The organism is Psychroflexus sediminis, assembly GCF_900099815.1.
GTDB classification, from domain to species: Bacteria; Bacteroidota; Bacteroidia; order Flavobacteriales; family Flavobacteriaceae; genus Psychroflexus; species Psychroflexus sediminis.
In genome coordinates this window covers 18,599-42,681 of record NZ_FNCW01000008.1, presented here as the reverse complement: position 1 = coordinate 42,681, position 24,083 = coordinate 18,599, and the positions used below count along the sequence as shown (strand labels likewise).

The window sequence follows — 24,083 nt, the reverse complement described above, 5'->3', positions numbered from 1 at the left end:
GTCGGCTGGAGTGAAATAGGCTTAGCTGTTCAGGGATACATATAAAAAAGCCTCCCGAAAAGGAGGCTTTAGAAAAAAATAAGTGGATGAAATTTATTTCTTTATAAATCTTAGGATCTTCAATGTGTTTCCGCCCTTAGCATCAACTTTTGCGAAGTACACTCCACTGGATAAGTTAGTCACATCAACAGAATGACTTTCCTGACTTGTTTTAACAAGCTTACCATTCATATCGTAAATAGTGATGTGTATGAGTTCTGTATTGGAAACTTCGAAGAATAGGTGATCTGTCGTTGGATTTGGATAAAGTTTAACCTGTATGTCTGAATCGACCTGATCTATGCTTAGTGTTGAATCCACCGTCACCTCAGCAGATTCTGTAGTTGTATTCCCTGAAGCATCTGTTGCGGTTATATTTACCACATAAATACCTGTTGCCGTAAAGGTATCCTGATCCAAGGCAAGTGTTATCTCTCCTGCTAACGAACAGTTGTCCTCAAGCGTATCGACAAGATTACCTGGTTCTATGCTTACTGTAGCATTTTCATCTAAGCTTACTGTAATATCCGCAGTGACCAGAGCAGGTGCCAAAGCATCAATTACGGTGATGACCGCTGTGGATGTAGCCTGATTGCCTGAGCCATCGGTCACTCTTAAAGTTACTGTGTTTTCACCCAGGTTAGAACAATCGAAACTGGTAACGTCCAGTGCTAAAGTTTCTACTCCGCAATTGTCTGAGGATCCGTTATCCACTTGTGCAGCAGTAATGCTGGCAGCACCAAACTCATCTAGTTCTACTGTAAGGTTTTGAGCTACTGCTGTAGGTAAACTATTATCAACAACTGTTACTATTGCTGTGGCTGTAGCCTGTTTGCCTGAGCCATCAGTCGCAGTTAAGGTTACTGTGTTTTCGCCAAGATTAGAACAATCGAAAGTAGTTATATCTAAAGCTAGCGTATCCACACCACAGTTGTCTGCAGACCCATTATCGACCTGAGCAGCAGTGATGGTAGCTTCACCGTTGGCATTTAGCACAACAGTAAAGTCCTGAGTGACCACAGCAGGAGATAAATTATCTAAAACAGTCAAGATCGCTGTGTTTTGAGATTGATTGCCTGAAGCATCGGTAACAGTAACGGTAACCTCGTTTAGTCCTAAAGCACCACAGCTCAAGATCTCAACTAAATTTGTGCTAAAAGTGACCTCTCCACAGTTATCAAAACTTCCATTATCAAATGCTGAAGCCTCTACACTAACTGTGCCTTCTGCATTAAGCTCCACAGTAACATCTTTTAAGACTATTGTTGGAGCTATATTATCTATTACGGTTACTATTGCCGTTGCTGAAGAAGAGTTACCACTTCCATCAGTTACTGTTAGCGTTACTTCGTTATCTCCTAAATTACTACAGTCAAAAGTTGTAGCATCAAGGCTGGTTGTTAACAAGCAATTATTGGTTGCCCCTAAATCCCCTGAAATTAAAACGGCTGAAATATCGGCTGGTGAGCTTACTGAAGTGAAAGATCCCCCAGACTGACTTAGGTATCTGCCATTTAATTGAAATTTTAAATTATAAGGCTTGCTGAAGTCAATGAGTTCACCTGTAGCAACATTTGGTTGTTCAATAACTAATTGTGTTCTATTCGCAAAAGATCCTGAAGGAGAATGTCCTCCCCAGATAATGCGACCATCAGAGACCCTGTAAAAAATGGATTCACCAGATGGTCGACTTCCAGTACTTAATGTAGATCTGGCATGCACCAGATCCCCACTACGCACTTTAGAGTCAATGGTAGTAATAGGAACTAATTCCATTGGAACCCCTCCGGATGAGGCACTCACTAAACCAGCGCTAAAGTCTACACGCCCCATTCCGGCGCCTTCAATAAAAATCTCGGCATTTCCATAGGTCATTCCTTCAATGCAGTAACCAGAAATACTGCTACAATTGTCAGAAGTACCGTTATCAATTTGGTCTGCTGTGATGCCTGCTTCGCCGTTAGCATCAAGTTCGACTGTGATGTCCTGAGTTACTACGGTTGGCGCTAAGTTATCTATGACGGTGACTTCTGAAATGCAGCTGGATGTATTTCCAGAAGCATCTGTAACGGTTAGACTGACAGTGTTTACTCCCAAGTTTGAACAATCAAAGCTATCTTGATCTATAGAATACGTTAAATCTTCCTGCAGGGCTTCTATTGAGAAATGTAAGTCATGAGTTTCATCTTCCCTCCATACTTCATCAGATAATAAGCGAGAACGGTAATTTTCGTAAGTCCAAATATTACCTCCCTGATAAGGATTAGAAGGATCTGTTGGTATTGCTGATCTATTCCAGGATACAGAACCTCTAGCCCCTTCTGAATTTTTCAGAACTAAAGCATATTGATTACCCTGCTGTAAATCTACACCACTAAAATCAAAGGTTGTAAGTCCAAAGGATCCAGATACGCAGCCCGGCCACCCATATATGTCTGACTCTGGAACGCTTGATGATCCTAAAACAAGGCTGAGATCTGGATGACCAGAGGGATCTAATTCAACTATGTCAAGAGTAGCGCCAGTTAAACCATTGGACTTACATGTCGCTAATTCAAGCTTAATTCTAAAATCACTTATAGGTTGTGGTATCGTCACAACCTGAGCAACAAACTCGAATTCACTTGCATTTATACCACTACCTGTTTCTATAGGTTCATAGTTGAGTAAAGGAATATAAGCAGCTGAGGCATTATCCGATGACCCCCCATCTACATCTGAAGCTGAGATAGAAGCGTTGCCGGATTCATCTAAAAATATGGTTTGATTTGAACATACAGCGTTTGGAGGTGTTGTATCAACTATTGTTACGGTAGCAGTTCCTGCTGACTGATTGCCAGATGAGTCTGTCACCTTCAATTCAACTGTATTCTGACCTATGTCAAACCCATTAAAGTTAGTACGACTTAAGTCTAAGCTAGCTATACCACAATTATCAGCACTGCCATTATCAATTTGATCAGCAGTAATTATTGCTTCGCCGCTGGCATCAAGTTCGACAGTGATGTCCTGAGTCACTACGGTTGGCGCTGTGGTATCACGGACTGTAACGATGGCAGTTCCAGTAGCAGTTTCTACTGTATTACTGATTACTGTTAAGGTCACTGTATTTTCTCCTAAGTTAGAGCAATCAAAATTCAAAATGTCTAAGCTAAGGCCTAGAATACCAGAGACTGCAGTACTCCCGTTATCTATTTCTTCAGGGGATATTGTAGCATTACCTGTTGCATCTAAAACAACATCAATATTTTGAGTGACCACCTCGGGGATATCTGTTACGGTGACATTAAAACTGCAAATCGAACTATTTCCTGAAGCATCGTAAGCTTCGAAGGTGTTTGTTGTGGTGCCTATAGGAAAGCTACTTCCTGAGGCAAGTCCACTGGTTTGAATGAGAAACCCATCAGTTTGATCCAGTTGAAAGATATACCTTGCGTTACCAGTGCCTCTGGCGCCAACATCATTCCATCCGCCTCCTGCAGAAATAGTCACATAGTCTTCACCGCCATCGGTATCATTGGGTTCATTAGGCTGCCAGTTCTCATAGCCAGAAGTGCTTCCATCCTGCCATACAAAATTTCCTTCTGAAGCAGCATCCGAATATCCGATGTGAGCCTCAGTAATGTTATTAGCTTGTAAGGCATTTGCTATAAATGTATTTTGAGTGGCGTCACTGATCGTAGCTACAAGTCCCCCTCTGGCGATCGCGTCTGCAAATGCATTGGCTCCACTAAAGCTTTGCTCGCTGATGAAAAAGTTTTTACCACCATTACTGCCGATATAGGTCATATCTGATGAAACAAAAGGAAACGCAGTTGTTTCGTTATCTGTTAGCGTTGGATTATTAAAATTAACAATCGGGCTTGTTGCAGTGGTGGTGATCTCCTCTGGACAAGTTATGTTTGGTGCCGAATTACTGACGATATTTGCACTTGTTGTTCCAGGATTAATGACTTGCCCATAAGAAAGCGAAACGATAAAAAGAATTAAAAGTGAGTAAATTTGCTTCATAGATTAAGTGTTTTTAGAAAATAAACAGAGATAGTTTTGTGGTTTGTAATGAGTTTAAAACCTTATAAAAAAGAGGTTTTGATTGATTATTGAGAGGTAATTCATTAAGTGTTTTAGATTTTGCAATACGCTCTTTTCAAAGCTGAGGATAACAAAGGATTAAAATCATTTTTATAGGTGGTGATGCTCTGTCCTAGAAATTTTTTGAAATCTTTTTCGAAATGCGAATGGTCGTAGTAATTGTATCTTTCGATTAAATCTTCAAACTTTGTGTATTCTGCCTTTTCCAATTCTCGAATAATAAAATTGAACCTGACCAGGCGGATAAAGCGATACGGCGATGAGCCCACTTCTCTGCTAAACATACGTTCTATACTGCGTTCTCCATAAGGAAATTTTTCACTTAATTCCGATACCGAAAGCAATCCCTTACGACTGTAGATATAATTAACCATCACGGTTGAATCCAAATCGCAGTTCCAGGCGCTGTAAAATGTATATAAATGCTTATCTAGTGTTTGTGTGATAGCTTCTACAGTTTTGTTTTCGTAGATTTCATAGTAGAGCCTGTCTAAGATGGAAGCATCCACATAATCGTATAAATCAATCAGTTTATTTCTACTTTTTTTTGCGATGAGCCTGGTGATGTTATGCAAGCTATGATTGGGTAATTCAACTGAAATCCAGGTACTGTTTTTATAAGCTTTTACATTAAAAAAGTCACCAGTTCCTTTCACAAAAATTTTAGGAATTTCTATTGGGTTATTTTTATAATCATAAGCTTCAAAATCACCAAAACGAAACATGATGTAACTGTAACCATAATCATTTATGCATTGTAAAGGCATATCTGCTGAATAATCAATTCTAACAATATCTTTAATGAAAGAATGATTAAAATTCAAACTGTTAATAAATTCCATTTAATTAACTTTTGTAAGCTAAAATAATCTTAATGGACTTTATAAAACTGTAAAATACCGACAAATAGAAAAAAGATCTTTTATCTCTTTTTATCTACTGTTATGAGTTTTATTAAGCTTTGTTTTTTGTCCGAAGTTTATTGGTTTTGACGCTTAAAAGGTTTTTTATAACATTGAAAAACAAGGACAGACTTTATTGGCCAGTCTTTGTATTAACGAATAATCTCAATTAAACGCATTCAAACATCCCCTCTGAGGTGTTGAAAGTGCATTTATTAGTGACACGTCGTGGTGGGGGAAAGCCGTTGTTTCTGGATTATATGACACCAAGGAGATGGCCCTAAATGAATTAACGAGGCTTCAAACAGGATTAGTTAATCATTCTAACCTATTTAAAAGAACTAAAAAAATTATTCCCGATCCTTTCTGACCGATCAAACCCCAGCTCCAATTTGACTTTTAGAAGTAAAAGAAGAGGGGCTACATAAAATTAGTACCGTTCACATGTTTTCCAAACATAAAATATATGTAAGTTAATTGACAACTATTGAAATTAAAAAACTTTAAAAATTAAATACATGGCAAAGGTTTTAACATTAGCACTATTGATTTTTACAGTAGCTATTTTTCTTTTTTGGAAAGCACTTCATGTTTATTATAAAAATGAATTCGGTAAAAAGACGTGGAAACTTGGGAGAGGTCGCGTTTACTTCTGGCAAAGTGCACTTTTTGTTGGCACAGCAACAACTTTTTTGACAATGTATATACTAAAATGAACCCATGTTCTTACTTTTTAAACTTCTAAAAACCTGATTAATAAATAAATAGTCATATAATTTAGTTTGGATAAAACCAGGATAACTTACAAATGAACATCATTTTCAGGTATTGAATCTCCTGAAGTTTGTACAGACCATTATAGACCTGAATTTACTGCAACTATAGCTGTAGAGTGAAGTCAGTTGAATCAATTTGATTTCAAAGTATATCAACTCGATACATCAACAAATGAGCCGGATATGTAAATTGAAACCTCTTACATTCACAGGCTGGCGAATCATAAGATCTTTAGCTTAATTCTTCGCTCATATCCTTAATTATATCTGCTGTTTCAGATTTCAATTTCTTAAAGGCGGTTTCTATCTCTTCCATCGCATCTTCATTTTTGCTCATCTTTTCTATTTGCTTTAAGAGAATCACATTTTTATAGCCGATCACATCATAGCTGGACTTTAATTTATGGCTCGTTTGATAGATAGTTTCATAATCCTTTTGAAGGATGCCGTTTTGTATGCTCAATAACTCCTCTGGGGTTTCAGTGATGAAGACCTCCAGCATTTCTTTAATAAATTCTTTATTATCGGAAGCCAGCAATTCCAGTTCTTTTAAATCATATAACTTATCGGGGCTTTGCTCACTTGATCCGGATGTCAAACTAATTAATGGTTTTTTTCCATGCAGCGCTGTCTGAATCTTAAGGTTAAGGTCATCAAGTTTGAAGGGCTTGGATAAAAAATCATTCATTCCATACTCGATGCATTTGGTTTTTCCCTGGGCTAAAGAATGCGCCGACATAGCGATGATTGGAATGTTTAACTTCAACTCATTTCTAATGATGGAGGTGGCTTGAAAACCATCCATTTCCGGCATACGTAAATCCATCAAAATCAAGTCGACAGCCTTGTTGTTTTTAAGCCAGTTCACGCCTTCCAAACCATTGGAAACAATAGTCAGTTCATGACCCAAATCGGAAATAATTTTTCGAACCAATTTTTGATTTAACGGATTATCTTCAAACAATAGTATTTTGCCCTGGATAAACTTATGGGTTGGAATGGCTTCCTGCTTGACTTCTTCTAATTCGTGCTCAATGCCAAATGGTAGAGAAACCGAAAAAGTGGAACCTTGACCTGTTTTGCTTTCCAGTGACAAAGACCCGTTAAAATTTTCTACCAGTAATTTTACTATATTAAGACCAAGTCCTGTTCCTCCAAATTTCTGTGAAGTGGTCGTATCAGCATGGGTAAAACGTTCAAAAATCATTTCCTGCTTATCTTCCGGTATACCTATGCCACTGTCCTGCACTTTTATCTTTAAAATGCAATTACTGTCATCCAAAATATCAGCAGAGGCAGAAACTTTTACATAACCCTCATGCGTGAATTTTATGGCATTGTTGACCAGATTTATAATAATTTGACTGAATCTAAATTCATCTCCTAAGACCAGTTGTGGCAAAGAATCATCAATTTCGTTTTTAAGTGTGATGTTTTTTTCAGACGCTTTATCGTTCTGAACCTGATACAGTGTTTTTAATACCTTACCTGGATTAAAAGGACTATGATCCAATAAAAACTTACCAGATTCTATTTTTGATAAATCAAGGATGTCATTGATGATACTCAGCAGGTTTTCTCCTGCCTTAGAAATGGTATCCACGTGATCAAATTGAGTATGATTTAAATTTTCTTTTTTTAGAATGTCTGAAAATCCGATAATAGCATTTAAAGGTGTACGAATTTCATGACTCATATTGGACAGGAAATTATCCTTGGTGACTAAAGCCTTTTCTGCCTCTAGTTTTGCTTCCTCCAGGTCTTTTTGGTGCTGAACCTGATTTGTAATGTCATGGGCAATATTTAAAACACTAACCAGGTTACCTTGATAATCAAATATTGGGTTATAATGAGATTCAACCCATTTTTCCGCTGCATTTATCGAATTTGTCTTGAATTTTTCTTTCTGATAAACTCCTTCTTTTGATTTTCCAGAGTATTCCTTAAGAATGTTCTTCATTTTAAAGCCGGGGACCAGAACTTTATAGTCCTTCTCTATCAATTCATCAGGCTCGTAGTCCAGCAGATCACAAAAGAGCTTATTGGCAGACAGTATTTTGCCGTCAAGGTCTAGTTTGACAGTAGCATTAGCTTTATCTATGGATCGCTGTAATTGACTGGCTTCTAATTCTTTATTAGTTAATCTTTTTTTGGTGTCGAGCATCTTTTCATCAAACAGATCTTCTACTTTTTCTTGAAAATTAGCATTAAGCATCCTGATTTCCAGCAGGTTCATCACCTGCCTGGCGAGAATTCTTAAAGCCTCTTTTTGATTGCTATTCAGTTGATTCGGCTTGGTATCAAAGACACAAAGCGTTCCAATATTGTGACCTCCCGGGGTACATAATGGCATCCCGGCATAAAAACGAAAATGAGGGTCTTCTTTTACCATGGGATTATCTCTGAAGATTTCGCTTGCAGACAGGTCCTCGACCTCTAAAATATCGTTTTGTAATAGCGTATACTGACAAATGCTTTTTTCGCGTGGAAGAGGATTGCCAGACAGACCTACAGACGATTTGTCATATTGACGCGCTTTCTCAATAAATGTAATTTTACCAATCGGAGTTTTGCAAATATAGCTGGCAAGTTCTGCTAATTCATCGAAGCGTTGATCTTGCCCGGACTCTATGATATCATAGGATTCAAGCGCCTTCAGTCGATCTGTTTCATCAGGAGGAAGTGAGGCTTTTGAAAAGAATTTCATATTGCAATTAATGAATTATTTAATTTTGAAACAAGTTCAAAATCGTTTTTTAATATTTAATTATCAATGCTATCAGCTGTCAGTAAAATTTCTGTTTTGTCTATTATAAATCCTATGAAACTCTCTGTCTAAAATTTAATTGGATCGGAGAATCTCAACAGTAATGATAAGGATTATACTTATACCAAATAGATTTTTATCACCCTCTACTCCAGAAATTTACAGAAAAGCCCAATAAAAAAACCAGGCTTAAAGGTTAATGTTGAAAGTGAAGCGGATGTTTCCAGAAGAGCTGATGAACAATACACAGATTTGGATGTATGATACCACGTAAAGTTTAGAAACTTATCAGATCATCACCGTAAACTCTAAAATGATATTTCAAAGCAGGTTTTATAAGACTTACGCAGTTAGGCTACGTATAAGTTGACAACTAAAAATTGGAAAATAAATCAAAATTTGGTCAAATATATTCCTGACTGACCTATCTCAGTAAACGTTTAACTCTCAAAAGCAACTCGTTGGGAGAAAAGGGCTTACTTATAAAATCATCAACCTTAAATTCAAAAGCTTTTTCAACTGTAGATTCTTCCTCGCCAAGAGCAGATAAAACCACTACGGGAGTTTCTGGAGATTTGGTTTTGATGTGATGTGCAACTTCCAATCCAGATTTGAATGGCAACAGAATATCAGCGATGACTAAATCTGGCTTGACTTCATCAAACTTTTCTATGGCCTCGATACCGTCTTCAGCAATTATAATTTCAAAATCATTCTTTTCGAGGACAAAACAGATTATTTTTAAGGTTAATTTGTTGTCATCAATAACTAAAATTTTTGTTTTCATAGCTAATAAATTTCTATTTCGTCAAGCATAAACATGGCTTTTTTATCTTTTCGTTTTCGCCAAAGAGGTAAATCCATTCGATTAGTGATAAGAAGAATTAAAGTACTAAAATTATTTGGATACTGAAGGCTAAAAGTTTTAGAAAAGATCTTAATCTCATCATTTTCAAAAAGTTCCGGAAAATCATAGGTTTTGATTTTAATTTTTCGTCCGTTTTTGATACCAAAGAGGCTCATACGATATGGAGTGAAAATCCAATGCCTTTGATTTTCTAAAAAATTTAGTCTGATGTTGTTCACCTCATGATCTGCCACATCAATCTGAATTTCTGCATCATTTCCATACCAGCCCACCCAGTTTATATTGAAATCTTTGTAAGCCCGAACCCCGTCAGCTAGACCGTAAGCCCCTTTACCTCTATAAATTTCACTTGGCTGTGTCAGTAATTGTATGCCTACTTTTTTGGCTTCCGGGCTTACATTTGCATAATCAACAATTTCTATCCAGCCTTGATAATATTCATCTGGACTCAGACCCATCTCAGCAATTTCATAAACCCCCTTCTCGTTTAAGTAATTTGTAAAATCTTCAACTCTTTTGGTTAGGTTAGGACGAATTTTATAGCCTTTTCCTGAAGTTTTCTCCACAAACATACCGTGTCGATCTTTTCCAAAGTATTTTGATTGTTGAAAGTAAGTATATTCCAAAGAGAACCGCAGGTCCTTAATTCGTTTACTCCTCTTTTTATCCTGTTTAACAAGCCTTTCTGCGTTCAGAATAATTTGATTGTACTCTGACATATCCTGAGGACTCAGAAACGTATTGATTTGCATGACAGGATTATCGTAAATACTTAAATAGGAATTAGAATTGATCTGGTTTTTGGTGAGGAGGTTCAGATAGTTTGAAACCTCATCAGCTGCATCACCGTAATACATTTCCAGAAAGTTTTCTAATTCTTCATCCAGATTCATATCGGTATCCAGCAATAAATTGGCCAATAAATATTGCTTCAGTTCATAAAAATGGGAAGGAATATCTGCTGAACCTTGAGCAAAAACACCTTTAACACCGGCATTTTTCAAGTAATCATAGTTTTTTTGAAAAGTGTGTATGTTGGGGAAAGCTGAAAAATAATCTGTGAACTGTACCGTATAATCCCAGAAAAAGAGGTTTTCTGTCGTCTCCCTCCAGTTTTTAAGAATCGCTCTCATGTCGGCGCTTCTCGGATCTTCCGCAAAACTTCTGCCGCGGTTTATACCAACCGGGCAGTACATCACGTAAAGATTATGTACAAGATGCAAATCTTTTGGAGGTCGTGAGGTGTGTAAATACGCTAAAGACATCAAATTATGCTGAGGCAGCTCTTTGGCCAACTCGTTTAAAAAGACATAATGTGCGCCACGCTCTTCACCATATTTCTGATTTAATTTTTCACAGGCATCGCATTGACAGTAAACGGTATCATCGTTCTGGCTGACCGAAAAGAATTTTGCATCTGGATTCTGTCTGATAATTTTTTTTAATTCAGTTTTAAAGATTTCCTTGGTTTGCAGATTGGTATAGCAAACGGAGCTTGAATTTCTTTCACCCTCATAAAGGGCGAAAAGTTCAGGCTGCTTTTCAAAATAATCATCTGGCGGCATCAGCTTATGAAAACTATGCCCCCAGATCCCGAAATCCTGATCTATCTGATCTAACTGATACCAGCACCTGAATTTTTGATCAAAATTTCCCGGATAATACAAGTAGCGGTACACAAAATCAGGTTCAGATTTTTTATAAAAATGAGAAGGGAAACTCAATTTTTTATCAGGATTTAGAAACCAATCCTTTTCTGAGAGTTTTATCATACCGAGGGTTTCCAAAAAAAAAGCGATGCCGCGCTGCAGTGCTTTTTGACTTCCGCCACTAATTCTAATGTTTTTATTATCAGAATGAATTTCAAAGCTGATTTCGTTTAAAGTTTTGGTATTGATACTCAAAAGAATCTGATGATTTTCCTCCGCCCTGGAAATATGAATAGGATCACCAATAACTTCATAAAAATAATGACTCAGTTCTTCTGCTACGTGTCTGGTAGATTCTGTATGAAACAGGTTGAGTTGAAATTCATTGGATTCATAAACAGCAATATTTTGAGAATTTAAAGTCAGCGTCACATTAAATAGTATAGAAATTATAAAAATCCGTTGCTGCATTTAATCAAACTTATACTGAAAACTTAAAAATAATTCATATTCATTTTGAAAGCGATCCGGTAAAAACTCCTGGTAGTTATAACCACCCTGAATACCTATCAGGTATCTTTGATTCAGCATTCTGAAATATCCCAAGTTAACGCGGTAGGAGTCAGTAGAAATTCGGCGTTGAAATTGCCCAAGCGTAGAACGCTCATCTGGATTAGTTCCATAGCTTAAAATCAAGGCAAGATAATCGAACCTGGTATCCAGATAATGACGTGTGGTCAGCGTAAAAGCCGGATAAAATTTATTTTCATCTTCAGTCATCAAAAAGGATCTCAGATAAATCCAGTAGGAACCTATATATTTATTAACACCCAATGCAGCTGTATAAAATTTTCTATCATCAAAGGTTTCATCATAGCGCGCACCTATATCTGCTCCCCAGCCCTTATTGAAATACATGAAATGTGAAAATCTAAATCGCCAAGTCGGAAAGACATCATCGCTGCTGTAAGAACCACCGAGGTAAGTATAACTATTGATACCCGTAAAGAAATAAGAGTCTAATTCATATTGCAAACCCGTTACATTGTCATCGACAGCCGAAAGACGATTCGCATAATTTATACGAGGGACAAGAGACCCCCATTTTCTTTGGCGTATATATTGAAAGCCCAACAGATGCCAGGGTCCGACATTTTCTCTGTCAAAAGCAGTTATACTGTAATTCAGACCAGCGATATCAAAATCGTAACGAAGTTCTAGATTAACCAGACGTCTGTTCAGATCACTATTATTAGGAAATTTTGGCTGAATTTCCTTTATATAGGTGTATTCAGCTTTTAAATCTCCTAAAGGCTGATATGTTGAAAGCTTTTTATAATAAAAGTCTTCTTCATCCGGGTAATACTGAATTGCTGTTTCACTTATTTCTTTTGCCCGTTGATAATTTCCTGCCTGAAATTCTAAATCAAACAAATAATAAAATGCCGTTTTATAATCTTTATTTTTATTTATAATCAGCTCGTAGTTTTGTCTTGCTTTATCGATTTCACCGGTCATTTGCTGCGCTCTTCCCAAAACTAAATTATAGTCGAGATAATCCGGTGCGATTTTTAATGCTTTTCGAGCATTGCTTTTTACTTGTTCATATTCTTTTTCTTTCAATAAATCAATAGTTTTATACAAAAGCGAATCCACATTAATTTCCTGTCCTAATGCGGCGGTATGAAGCGTTCCGATAAAAAGAACCAACCAGAGAATATTTGATTTAAATATATTTTTCACGCTATTATGAGTTTAAGTCTAATGTTAAAGAACCATTGCGTTTCATATCGCCCCACTTGGGTTGTTTTCTCGTAAAAAACAACCAATACCCTCTTAAATAGGAGAAAGTATTTATGGGATGGTATATAAGAGGTTCTATAATAGACATGATGATTAAAATTAGAATTTCCTTTAAATTGTTATAATTCTTGAATATAAACTCATCTATTAAAATAGAAATCAAGGTGATGGATTGAAAGAAGAGGAAAACAGCTAATAAAAGATACAGCATGAAATCATAATTCACCTCCAAAAAAATCAAAGAGCATAGGATTATGATAACACCCAAAAGCTCTAGTATTGGGACCAAAAATTCAAAAAAAACAAAAAACGGAAAAGTCAATATACCGGTGGTAGCGTATTTAGGATTAAAAAACATTTTGCGGTGAACTTTTAATGTTTGGACCAAGCCCCTGCCCCATCGTGACCTTTGTGTCACAAACAATTTTGTAGTGGAAGGTACTTCTGTCCAGCATAGAGATTCAGCAATATATCTTATCGCAAATTTTTCTTTTTTATCATGCATTAATTTTCGCATCCTTGTGATAAGTTCAAAATCTTCACCAAAGGATTCGTTCCAATAACCACCAGCTTCAAAGAAAATCTTCTTGTCAAACATACCTAAGGCCCCTGAAACCAAAAGAAGAGCATTCATACGGCTCCAGGCCATTCTGCCAAATAAAAAGGAGCGCACATATTCCAATTCCTGAAATCTTGGAAACATCTTTTTGGGAAATCTCACTTCCTCTATAGTCCCTTCTTTAATTTTACAATTGTTGGAAATTCGAATTCCTGCACCCGTAGCAATAACACGTTTTTTCTCTACCATGAAGGGAAGTACAAGCTTGGTAAGCGTATCGTTTTTCAAAATACAATCCATATCTGTGCAGAGGAAAATAGGGTAACGAGAAGAGTTGACCCCGGCATTTGAAGCGTCTGCTTTAGAGCCACCATTGATTTTGTCCACAACTAAAAGTTTGTCATATACGGGATTGGTAGATTTATAATGTCCAAGTACCCTTCTGGTTTTGACTTTTTCATCATAATAAAAATCGACTTTTTTTAAATCGAAATTTTTGATCAATTTATCCAATGTTTCATCTTCACTGCCATCATTAACTACGATAACTTCAAATTTTGGATATTGTAAGGAGAGGAATGATTTTAAATTATCGACAATAATATCGCCTTCATTGTAAGCGGGTACAACTACGGAAATACCAAGCACCTGATTAGACTTAAGCATTAAATCTTTAGGTAAATCGTATTTTAATCTTAGATTCTTATCAATTGCTAAATATGAAGAAACCGCTAAGACCAAAAAAAACAAAATATAAGAAAGCATAAATACTAATATGAAGTATTCGAACCAAGTTAGAAAGGTGGAGAAATAGTCTATCATTTCAGTAAGTTTTCGTTAATATGCTTTTCAATTTTATTAACCTTTTTATTGTCATGCGCCATAGTGAGTAAAGTATTGGAGTCGATTGATTTTATAGCTCTTGCGATTTCAAGTTCATTTCGATGACTCATCAATAAGAGAGGTTTAAGAAAGTCCAGGTGATCTTTAGTTCCAATTTCACGCAGACTCAGGATGATTTGGGTTTGATTGTTAGCTGTTTCATTGCCGTAACGCGAAACCATTTCATCGGTCTTATCCACCAGAAACAAACTACCCAGCGCCTTATAAGCAAGTTCTCTTACCTGGGGATTTTTGTGATCCATACAGTTTGCAATTTCAGACTCCAAATCTGAAGCATTATAATAAACGGCCAAACGCAGACCAATCCTAACTATAAAGTCATTATCAGATAACAGGAAATCCTTGAGTAAATCCGGACGCTTGAATTTTCTTATTTTACAGATTTCAAGAATTTCAATTTCTTTTGCGAACGAGGGTTCATATTTTATATTGATCAAGAAAGAGACGTCTTTATCTGTCAGAATGATATAAGCTATTAATGCATTTGCACTCAATTTTTTATTCCTATGATACATATAGGGTTCGATGTCTTTAGCCGCAGGCTTATAATCCATCATTTCAAATTGATAAATTCCTTTTTTCTTATAATAAACAAATAGATTATTTAAAAATCTATAGCTGTGTTTGTCTAAATCAAATGCTTCGTAAATCTTACGGAACTCCGCTTCAGCTACGCCCTTTAAACTGTTTTTTGATTCGATTAGCGATTTGACGAGTAACTCCTTAAACCAATAATTGTTGAAGTGAATGTCATTTTTAAATTTTTCTATTTCAAGATTTTTTCCGGTTTCCGAAAGTCCGCCTAAAAGAATTTCAGGTAAAAAGACGTTGATTTTTCTTTTTAGTTTCTTGTTTATAGAATTGATATTTGTAATTGCAAATCTGTTTAAAAAAAGGAGAATGATGACACTAAAAAACAGAATTAATAAGATTGGAATGAGGTAAGGAATTAAAATCTTTTCAATAAAAATATTTTTATCCATAGGATTTATAGTTATTTATTAAGTTTCAGGACTTCAGTCAAATCCTCAATAATATCTGCCGTTTCTGATTTTAATTTTTTAAAGGTGGTTTGTATATCTTCAAATGAATCTCCATTCTGACACATTTCTTCGATTTTTTTAAGCAGAAATACGTTTTTATAACCTATAACATCATAACTGGACTTTAATTTATGGCATGTTTGATAAATAGTTTTATAGTCGTTATTGTGAATGCCGTTTTGAATTCTCATCAACTCCTCCGGGGTTTCACTGATAAAAACATCGAACATTTCATAGATGAATTCTTTGTTGCCGGAAGCCAACATTTTCAGTTCTTTCAGATCGTATAGTTTATCAGGTTTTTGCTCATCTAATTCGCAGGCCGAACCCACTGAGGATTTTTTTCCACTTAGAGCGGTTTGAATTTTTTTACTGAGATCATAAAGCTTAAACGGCTTCGATAAGAAATCGTTCATCCCATAATCGATGCATTTAGCTTTCTCCTGACTTAAAGAATGAGCTGTCATCGCAATGATGGGAACCTTTAATTTCAATTCATTTCTAATAATAGAAGTGGCTTCAAAACCATCCATCCTCGGCATTTGCAGATCCATTAAAATCAAGTCTATACCGTTGTTATTTATGAGCCATTCTACGCCTTCAACACCATTGGAAACAATAACTAATTCATGTCCTAGCTCGGTAATAATTTTTTGCCCCAATTTTTGATTTAACGGATTATCTTCAAACATCAAAATTTTGCCTTGTAAAAGCTTATATTCTGAAATGTCTTCCTGCTTATCTTCTTTTGATTCGTGTTCTACTTTAAAGGGGATAGACAATGAAAATACGGATCCTTCACCAACTTTGCTCTCTAATGACAAAGAACCATTGAAATTATTTACAAGTAATTTCACAATGTTAAGCCCTAAGCCTGTGCCTCCAAATTTTCTAGTCGTATCGGTATCGGCTTGTGTAAAGCGTTCAAAGATCATCTGTTGTTTATCCTCAGGTATTCCAATACCACTATCCTGTATTTTTATCAATAAAAGACAATGGGCATCCTCCTGTAATTCAGCAGAGGCAGAAATTTTTACAAAACCTTCGTGGGTAAATTTTATAGCATTGTTTACTAAATTTATAATGATCTGGGTCAACCTATATTCATCTCCCAGAACCATTTCCGGTACAGAATCATCAATGTCTTCTTCAAGTCTAATGTTTTTTTCAGAAGCCTTTTCGCTCTGCATTTTACATACAGATTTCAGCACTTTAGCCGGACTAAATAGTTTTTTTTCTAACTGAAAATTTCCGGATTCGATTTTTGAGAGATCCAGGATATCATTAATGATTCGCAGCAAATTTTCTCCGGCACTTAAAATGATATCTACATGTTCAAATTGGGTATCATTCAACTTTTCTTTTCTAAGAAGATCTGAAAATCCAATGATAGCATTTAAAGGAGTTCGGATTTCATGACTCATATTGCACAAAAAATTATCCTTGGCCACTAAAGCTTTTTCTGCTTCTAGTTTTGCTTTCTCCAAATCTTTTTGATAATTGACGTCCTCTGTAATATCATCCGCAATTTTTAAGATAAATATCAACTTATCTTCCTTATCAAAAATAGGAAGGAAACTAGCTTCAATCCATTTTTCCTTACCGCTTTTTGTATTTGTTTTGAATTTCTTTTGCTGAGAGGTCCCCTTCTTTGATTCTTCCAGGCAGTCCTTGAAATTTTTCTGCATTTCTGGGCTGGGGACTAGTATGTCAAAGTCTTTCGCTATCAATTCATCTGGTTCATACTCCAGCATATCGCAAAAGAGTTTATTGACTGACGCTATTTTGCCGTTAAGATCAAATTTGACAATAGCATTGGCTTTATCCAAGGATTTTTCCAATTCATTAGCTTCCAGCTCTTTATCAGAACGTCTTTTCCTGGTCTCAGTAATTTGCCCTAATCTTGCTTGCCTGACTGCTGAATTCGGCTGACTAATTACATTAAATCTGGCAGCGGGTTGAGAATTGCCAATTTGCCATAATTCAATCTTAATACCATAAAATCCAATTTCATCAGAGGTATGATCATTTAACCAGTCTAATCCTTTCTTATGTTCGTCTTTAAAACTTGATGCAATCCATATTACTGCAGAAGCATCCAATACGGAAGCATAAGTAATAAATTTACCCAGATGTTCGTAATCTGTATTGTCAAACTGATTTACTATGACTACAACCTTATTTGTTTTCTCATCTCTTGCCAAAATATTTACAGAAAATGGTCCTAAAGGAATTTCTTTGGCTTCAAATTTAAGTTCAAGCCCAATGGCATTTCCTATATCTTTTAAATTCTCAGAAAGCCAGGATGTAAAATCAAGATTCCCATCCTTCCATATTTCACTTAACTGAACATTTTTAATTTTTCCTAACATTTTCGAAGATTTCAAACTATTGTAACATTCTAAAATTGAATTGATTACTCGAAAGTAAATATTAAAAAAAGAATCATGTATTAATTATTGTGAAAAATTTATGACTTTTGCTATATTATGCAAATTTTTTCAAAAAATAAATTTAAAAACTGGTTTGCAATTGGGTTTAAAACAGAATTGATAAAAGACAGGCCTTAAAAATAGATTTAATATAAAGCCAAATGATAAGCATTAAAATTTAAATATATTTTATTTTAAAATCTTCCCCGAAAAGAATGATACTTTGATTTAAAAGCAGTTTGAGCTTTGAAAACTTGTCATTTAGTGGTGAAAAAGACTTTACTTATAACCTACACTAACCTTATAAAAAGCCCTTTTTTGCTTTCATTTCAATTTTCAGGCTATTTCCTGAAGCATTGCAAATTTGATAACAGAAATCACATTCGGAAGGCTAGGCATCAGGATGATTTTTTCCCGAGAAATACTATTTATAGCATATCACTCTTTCTCATAAGAGCCAATTTAAAATGAGATCATAGGTCACATATTTCGAGCCGGTTCTAAAGTAATCTTTGCTGAAGTTGAAGCATCGGGCACCAGGATTAGAAAAAAACCTTAAGCCGAATATTTAGACCCTATTATCATTTGTACGATTCTATACTTCGTTTTACGTTTTTATATTTCTACATTTAGTTGAAACAGCCACTAGCTAAATTTTAAACTTTTAGATATAAACTATCCATTTACAGGACTAAATAATTGCCTAAATCTGGATTTTGATAAAATATTTAGTATAATTACTAGTCTTTTGGTTATAAAATCTGTTATGAACAAGACGTTTATAAAACAAATTGCCAGCCTTCAGATCATTTTGGGATTAGTGATGCTAATTCCAAGTGTTCCGGCCGTTATTTATCAGGAATGGTACTCCCTGTCTGGCTTTTTGATAGCAGGAACATTTACTGCGCTTCTCGGGTTTTTAATTTATCGGCTTTTAAAAAGCACTGAAGAACCCGGACATGAACATTCACTGGCCATCGCCGCTTCAGGCTGGTTAATGATTATGGTTCTCGGGGCCCTTCCCTATCTGATTATTGCCTGGTTAACCCCTGCTGAAGTCATGCAGGGGTTTGTCCCTGCCGGTGAGGTGTATACCTCCAGTTTAATGAACTTCAGAAATCCACTGCATTGCTTATTTGAAAGTACAAGTGCCTTTACGACTACCGGTTTCACCATGGCTTATCATGAACCTTCCGTGGGGAACGCCGTCCTTTTTTACCGCTCTTTTTCTCAGTGGGTCGGCGGGGCCGGCTTTATCGTCATGTCACTGGCGGTGTTTAAATCCTTACCCGGACACGGGGGCGTTTTATTGTATGGTTCTGAAGCCCATGGAACCAAATTAAGAACCAATGTCATCCATACCGCAAGAGCTATATGGAAAGTCTATTTTGTGATCACCTTATTTATGGTGGTATATCTGGCAGCAGGCACCTATTTTATATTGCCTGAATACCCGTTGAGCCAGACTATTTTTGATGCTGTCAATCATGCCCTGACGGGTCAGTCCACAGGAGGCTTTAGTACACTGGACAAAAGCATTGCCGGCTACAAGTCTGCAAAAATGGAAATCTTATACATTTTACCCATGCTTCTTGGAGGATTATCCATTCCTTTTTATTATCGTTTTCTTTTTCAGCGCCAGGTGGATGAATTATGGAATGACCTTCAGACACGTTCATTCATCACAGGCTCTGTCTTTGGCGGCATTGCCTTATCCTTGTTTCTGATGTATTCAGGTAGTGTTGAAGATCCGTTTAGAGAAGGGCTTTTTCAATTTGTAAGCGCTATGTCGACAACGGGCTGGCAAACCTCAGACATTGACGCATGGGACAATACCTCTGTCCTTTTCGTCGTGGCAGGAGCGATGATCATTGGCGGGTGTGCAGGTGGAACCGTAGGGGGTATAAAAATCATACGCGCACAATTGCTTCAGAAGGGACTGCGGTGGTACATCCATAAAATATTTTATCCTAAAAGCGCTATTAATACAGTAAAATTCAATGGTAAAAGGATGCTTCCTGAAGAGATGAAATCGGAGCTGGTGGGTGCCGGTTTATTTACGTTCATCTATATGTTGTTTTTATTTTTTTCAACACTCCTCACTTTGTTTTTTATGGAGGGAGATTTTACACTTTCCGATGCTATTTTTGAAGCCGCTTCCGCGCAAGGTACTGTCGGTCTGAGCTCCGGTATGGTTTCACCAGGCATGTCTCCGGTCATAGAAAGTGTCTATATCGTTCAAATGTGGACCGGAAGAATAGAAATCATTCCCGTTTTAGTCCTGCTAAGAATACTGGTATATGGTACAAAACCAAAAATAATTTAATCTCAAAACCTAAACCATGCATATTATAATCGTAGGTTCCGGAAGGACTGGAAAACATGTTATTGAAGCAGCCGTGAATGATAAACACGATGTCTTTGTCATCGAAAAAGACAAGGAAACTGCAGACTGGGCTGCATCCAATTTTGACTGCGTCGTCATTCATGCCGATGCTACTAGTATTGAAGCCCTGGAGGAGGCTAAAGCGGGTGAGGCGGATTCCATTATCGTGACTACAGATGATGATGCCATAAACTCTTTAGTCTTGCTTTTAGCCAAAGAACAGGGAGTAAAACAACTGGTGAGTTCTGTCAATGATGAAGAGCGCCTGGACGTGTTTAAACACATAGGAACCGATATCATAGAAAGTCCGTTTCGACTGAGTGCCAAGCACCTGTACAGAGCGGTACAGGGTCCCAACGTCAACGAATTCCTGGACTTAGGGGATGGTTTTGAAATTCTGGAACTGGAAGTTGAGCCGGATTCTGAAATTTCCGGTCAAACCATTAAGAAACTGAAAAAAGAAAATAAACTTCCAGGCAATACCTTAATTGTACTTATCAAAAGGGAAGATGACTTTATCATTCCCGATGGGAGTGCAGAAATGAAAGAAAAGGATGTGCTGGTGGTTTTAGCCAAAAGCGACAAAGTAGAGGATATCTCTAATTTATTTGGCGATAAAAAGAACCAGGACGATTAAAATCGAAGTCAGATGTAATGAATCTATCTTAGTAATTAGGAAAGTGTAATCTGACTTGGTCCCGACCTCTACTTATACCTTAAGTGATGTTTCTTTATGCCAAGTCATTTTTATACATCCAGGGGGCCCGGCAGATTCAACTTAAGGCGAATTGCTTTTTGATTTTATGAATTCTAAAACGAATTCATAAAATCGGTTCTGAGAAACATGCACCTGAAGAAACTAATTTTGAGATCTCAGCCTTATTTTCTCTTTATCCATTTATATAATTCTCCCGCCCAGAGCACCACTGAAGAAGCGAGTACCATGATAAAGAAATCCAGATAAGGAATATTATCAAACCCAAATACATCTTGTAAAAAAGGTATTTTAACTACAGCCAGCTGAAGGACGATGGACGTTATAAAAGCCAGGTTGATCCACTTATTGCTCAAAAGACCAATGTCAAATACAGATTTATTGAGGTCCCGCATATTAAAAGCATTAAACACCTGGGTCATGGCAACAACAAAGAATGCTCCCGTACGAGCCATTTCTGTCCCCTGGCTTTCATAATACGAAAAAGTATAAAGCGTCATACTGACCATAATAGCTGCCATGATGAGCAGAAAAGGCATTATTTCCCAGGTGAGGATAGGTTCATCTTTTCTTATAGGATCACGATCCATCATGTCTCCATGGCCTTTCTCCGTGGATTTAGCGACATCCATGATACCATCTGTCACCATATTTATCCAAAGAATCTGAACCGCAGTAAGCGGAAGGGGGAATCCGAGTAATAAGCCAAATATAAGTACCGATGTACCTGCAAAATTTGTCGTTAACAGAAAGTAACTGGTAGATTTTACATTTTTAAAAACAATTCGCCCTTCTCTGATGGCTTTGACGATGCTGGAAAAATTATCGTCAGATAACACGATTTGAGCTGCATCTTTAGCCACATCCGTTCCCCGTTGCCCCATAGCTATGCCAACATCCGCTTTTTTTAGCGCGGGGGCGTCATTAACGCCATCACCGGTCATAGCGATGAGCTCACCCTGCTGCTGAAGCCGTTCAGCGATGAGCAGCTTTGTATTGGGATTCATCCTGGCAAATACAGACACGTTCCTTATCATCCCATCCAGATCCTCTTCCTGTGCATCATTCACCTCAGATCCTGAAACCGCAGAGGGATAGTCACTATCTTCATTTTCGTTTTCATTTGTAATCCCTACTTTTTTAGCAATAGCAGCAGCTGTTTTAGCGTGATCCCCGGTCAGCATCATCACGCGAATTCCTGCGCGTTTACAACTGCCAATAGCGTCGTTCACTTCCGGACGTGGCGGATCTATCAGTCCTACAATGCCGGTCCAGACCAGGTCCTTAACGTCTTCATTTTCGATCTCATCTTTGGAAACCTCCTTATGAGCCAGACCTATAACTCGCAAAGCCTGGTCCGCCCAATCCTCATTTTTTTTCTGAATCACCTCTTTAGTGTCTTCATCAAGATCTTCTACACCTTCCCCTGTGAGCACTTTAGAACTAAGCTCCATCACCCGCTCGGGAGCTCCAGCGACCAGAATTTCCTTTTTTCCATCCTCAAACTGAACGAGTTTTGCCCTAAACTTTTGCCTGGAATTGAAAGGAAGATCATCCAATTCTTCTGGTTTACTATAGGCTTCCAGCTCATCAATCCCGCTTTTCTTACCCAAAACCTTCAAGGCGGCTTCGGTTGGATCCCCGGTGACCTTTATGTCATCGCTTCCGTTTTTATCTTCATCAGCATCCTCTTCTTCTTCCTGCTTATTCTGAATTTTAGCCTTGGTCCCATAATTGACGATGAACAGAATTTTCTTCAACACCTCTGGAGCCTCTTTGACGTCTACCGTCTTATCTTGATTTTTTATTTCACCCTCTATCTCGTGGCCCTGCCCTTCGACCTGATACTCTTTTTCGTCTGCACCAAAGATGTGCTTAACGCTAAGAATACTTTGCGTAAGGGTACCGGTCTTATCCGTCAGTATGGTGGAGACCGAACCCAGAACTTCGGTAGCCGTAAATTCTCTTATAATGGCATTTTGCTTAGCCATGCGTTTGGCTCCAATAGCAAAGACGATGGAAATCACTACAGGTAAGCCCTCAGGAATTGAAGATACCATGGTCGCAATAGTAACCAGGAGAATTTCCTGAAACTCAAATGCCCTGTAAAAGTAACCCACACAGAAGACAATAATGGAGGTAAACACAGCGATACCTGCCATTTTCTTGGTTAGCCGGGCTGTTTTCTTTCGAAAGTTAGATTCACCGGTTTTCATTTCCTGAAGGGATTTGGCAATCTTACCTATCTCCGTATCTCCTCCTACCGAAACCACTACAGCCTTCCCCGAACCTTTTACGATGTGAGTTCCTTTCCAAACCATATTTTTCTGATCTGCTATGGCCGTGTCTTTTTTCAATTTTTTATCAGCCACTTTCTCAACAGGTTCAGATTCACCTGTGAGTGAAGATTCGTCGGTCCTAAGGTTTTTAACTTCCAGGAGTCGGGCATCAGCGGGTATGCTTTCTCCTTCATTTAAGATGATGATATCTCCCACAACAACCTTTTTGGAAGAAATAGTTGCTTGCTCACCTCCCCGTAAAACAGTTATTTTGTGTTTTACCATACTTTTGATGGATTCCACGGCTTTTTCTGCTCTGTATTCCTGAAAAAATCCCATGATAGCATTAAAGAGAATGACACCAAGAATAATATAGCCGTTGACCGCCTGACTGGCATAAAAAGAAATGCCGGCAGCTATGAAAAGAATTAGAATAAGAAAATCCTTAAACTGCTTGATGAAAATTTTAAGAGGGGAGGTTTTCCCTTTTTGGGGGAGTACATTTTTTCCATGCTTATCCCTACTTTTTGTTACTTCATCTTCACTTAAGCCTTTTTCGGGATCAACAGAATGTTCTTCAACTACTTCATCAGTTCCTTTGGTATAGGAATTGGTTTTCCCTGTTTCCTCAGATTTATCATGTTGGGATGTGTTCCCTGAATTGTAAGTACTGCTCATATACAGAATTTAGCATGACTAAATTTATTTCATAGTTCATAAACTAGCGCTATGGCTATGGTAAATCGATAAAAGCATGAACCAAATCAAAATAAATTCAGCCCGGTATTGCGTAGTTTATCTCAATAATTGGATCATTTATCCATAATTTTTCAGAATTGAATTAGAGAATTGAACTAAAATAAATTGAAT

General features: G+C 37.1%; 13 protein-coding genes. 3 read left to right on the top strand and 10 right to left on the bottom strand.

Annotated features, from left to right (window positions below; genetic code table 11):
* Positions 1–93: 93 nt before the first annotated feature.
* Both BLP81_RS08860 and BLP81_RS08855 read right to left on the bottom strand, forming a co-directional pair.
* Positions 94–4,050: an HYR domain-containing protein gene (locus BLP81_RS08860; RefSeq protein WP_093368106.1), complete on the bottom strand. Its 3,957-nt coding sequence runs from the start codon at positions 4,048–4,050 to the stop codon at positions 94–96.
* A gap of 113 nt (positions 4,051–4,163) precedes the next feature.
* Entirely contained in the window at positions 4,164–4,973 is an 810-nt protein-coding gene (locus BLP81_RS08855; protein WP_093368105.1) for a helix-turn-helix domain-containing protein, read from the bottom strand.
* Positions 4,974–5,551: 578 nt separating this feature from the next.
* On the opposite strand from BLP81_RS08855, the gene BLP81_RS08850 reads away from it, so the two are divergent.
* Positions 5,552–5,749, top strand: a complete 198-nt coding sequence (locus BLP81_RS08850) for a hypothetical protein (protein ID WP_093368104.1) — start codon at positions 5,552–5,554, stop codon at positions 5,747–5,749.
* Between the two features lie 292 nt (positions 5,750–6,041).
* On the opposite strand, the gene BLP81_RS08845 is transcribed toward BLP81_RS08850, so the two are convergent.
* The 7 genes from BLP81_RS08845 to BLP81_RS08815 all read right to left on the bottom strand — a co-directional run bounded on the left by BLP81_RS08845 (position 6,042) and on the right by BLP81_RS08815 (position 17,773).
* On the bottom strand, positions 6,042–8,516 hold the full coding sequence (locus tag BLP81_RS08845) for an ATP-binding protein (RefSeq protein ID WP_093368103.1): 2,475 nt from the start codon (positions 8,514–8,516) through the stop codon (positions 6,042–6,044).
* 484 nt (positions 8,517–9,000) lie between these two features.
* The gene (locus BLP81_RS08840; RefSeq protein ID WP_093368102.1) at positions 9,001–9,363 is read right to left on the bottom strand and encodes a response regulator transcription factor; all 363 of its coding nucleotides are present in this window, start codon (positions 9,361–9,363) and stop codon (positions 9,001–9,003) included.
* A gap of 2 nt (positions 9,364–9,365) precedes the next feature.
* The gene (locus tag BLP81_RS08835) at positions 9,366–11,564 is read right to left on the bottom strand and encodes a DUF4838 domain-containing protein (protein WP_093368101.1); all 2,199 of its coding nucleotides are present in this window, start codon (positions 11,562–11,564) and stop codon (positions 9,366–9,368) included.
* Positions 11,565–12,836, bottom strand: coding sequence for a YaiO family outer membrane beta-barrel protein (locus BLP81_RS08830; protein WP_093368100.1), 1,272 nt, complete (start codon positions 12,834–12,836; stop codon positions 11,565–11,567).
* A gap of 4 nt (positions 12,837–12,840) precedes the next feature.
* On the bottom strand, positions 12,841–14,277 hold the full coding sequence (locus BLP81_RS08825; RefSeq protein WP_093368099.1) for a glycosyltransferase family 2 protein: 1,437 nt from the start codon (positions 14,275–14,277) through the stop codon (positions 12,841–12,843).
* Complete coding sequence (locus tag BLP81_RS08820; RefSeq protein ID WP_093368098.1) at positions 14,274–15,341, bottom strand: HEAT repeat domain-containing protein; 1,068 nt, start codon at positions 15,339–15,341, stop codon at positions 14,274–14,276. The genes BLP81_RS08825 and BLP81_RS08820 overlap by 4 nt, the downstream gene beginning before the upstream one ends.
* Before the next feature lie 11 nt (positions 15,342–15,352).
* On the bottom strand, positions 15,353–17,773 hold the full coding sequence (locus BLP81_RS08815; protein ID WP_093368097.1) for a PAS domain-containing hybrid sensor histidine kinase/response regulator: 2,421 nt from the start codon (positions 17,771–17,773) through the stop codon (positions 15,353–15,355).
* An 826-nt stretch (positions 17,774–18,599) separates the two neighbouring features.
* On the opposite strand from BLP81_RS08815, the gene BLP81_RS08810 reads away from it, so the two are divergent.
* Positions 18,600–20,159: a TrkH family potassium uptake protein gene (locus tag BLP81_RS08810; protein ID WP_218118874.1), complete on the top strand. Its 1,560-nt coding sequence runs from the start codon at positions 18,600–18,602 to the stop codon at positions 20,157–20,159.
* A gap of 16 nt (positions 20,160–20,175) precedes the next feature.
* Entirely contained in the window at positions 20,176–20,856 is a 681-nt protein-coding gene (locus BLP81_RS08805; protein WP_093368096.1) for a potassium channel family protein, read from the top strand.
* A gap of 242 nt (positions 20,857–21,098) precedes the next feature.
* Here BLP81_RS08805 and BLP81_RS08800 read toward each other — a convergent pair whose 3' ends face one another.
* Positions 21,099–23,891, bottom strand: a complete 2,793-nt coding sequence (locus BLP81_RS08800) for a cation-translocating P-type ATPase (protein ID WP_093368095.1) — start codon at positions 23,889–23,891, stop codon at positions 21,099–21,101.
* Between the last annotated feature and the right edge of the window lie 192 nt (positions 23,892–24,083).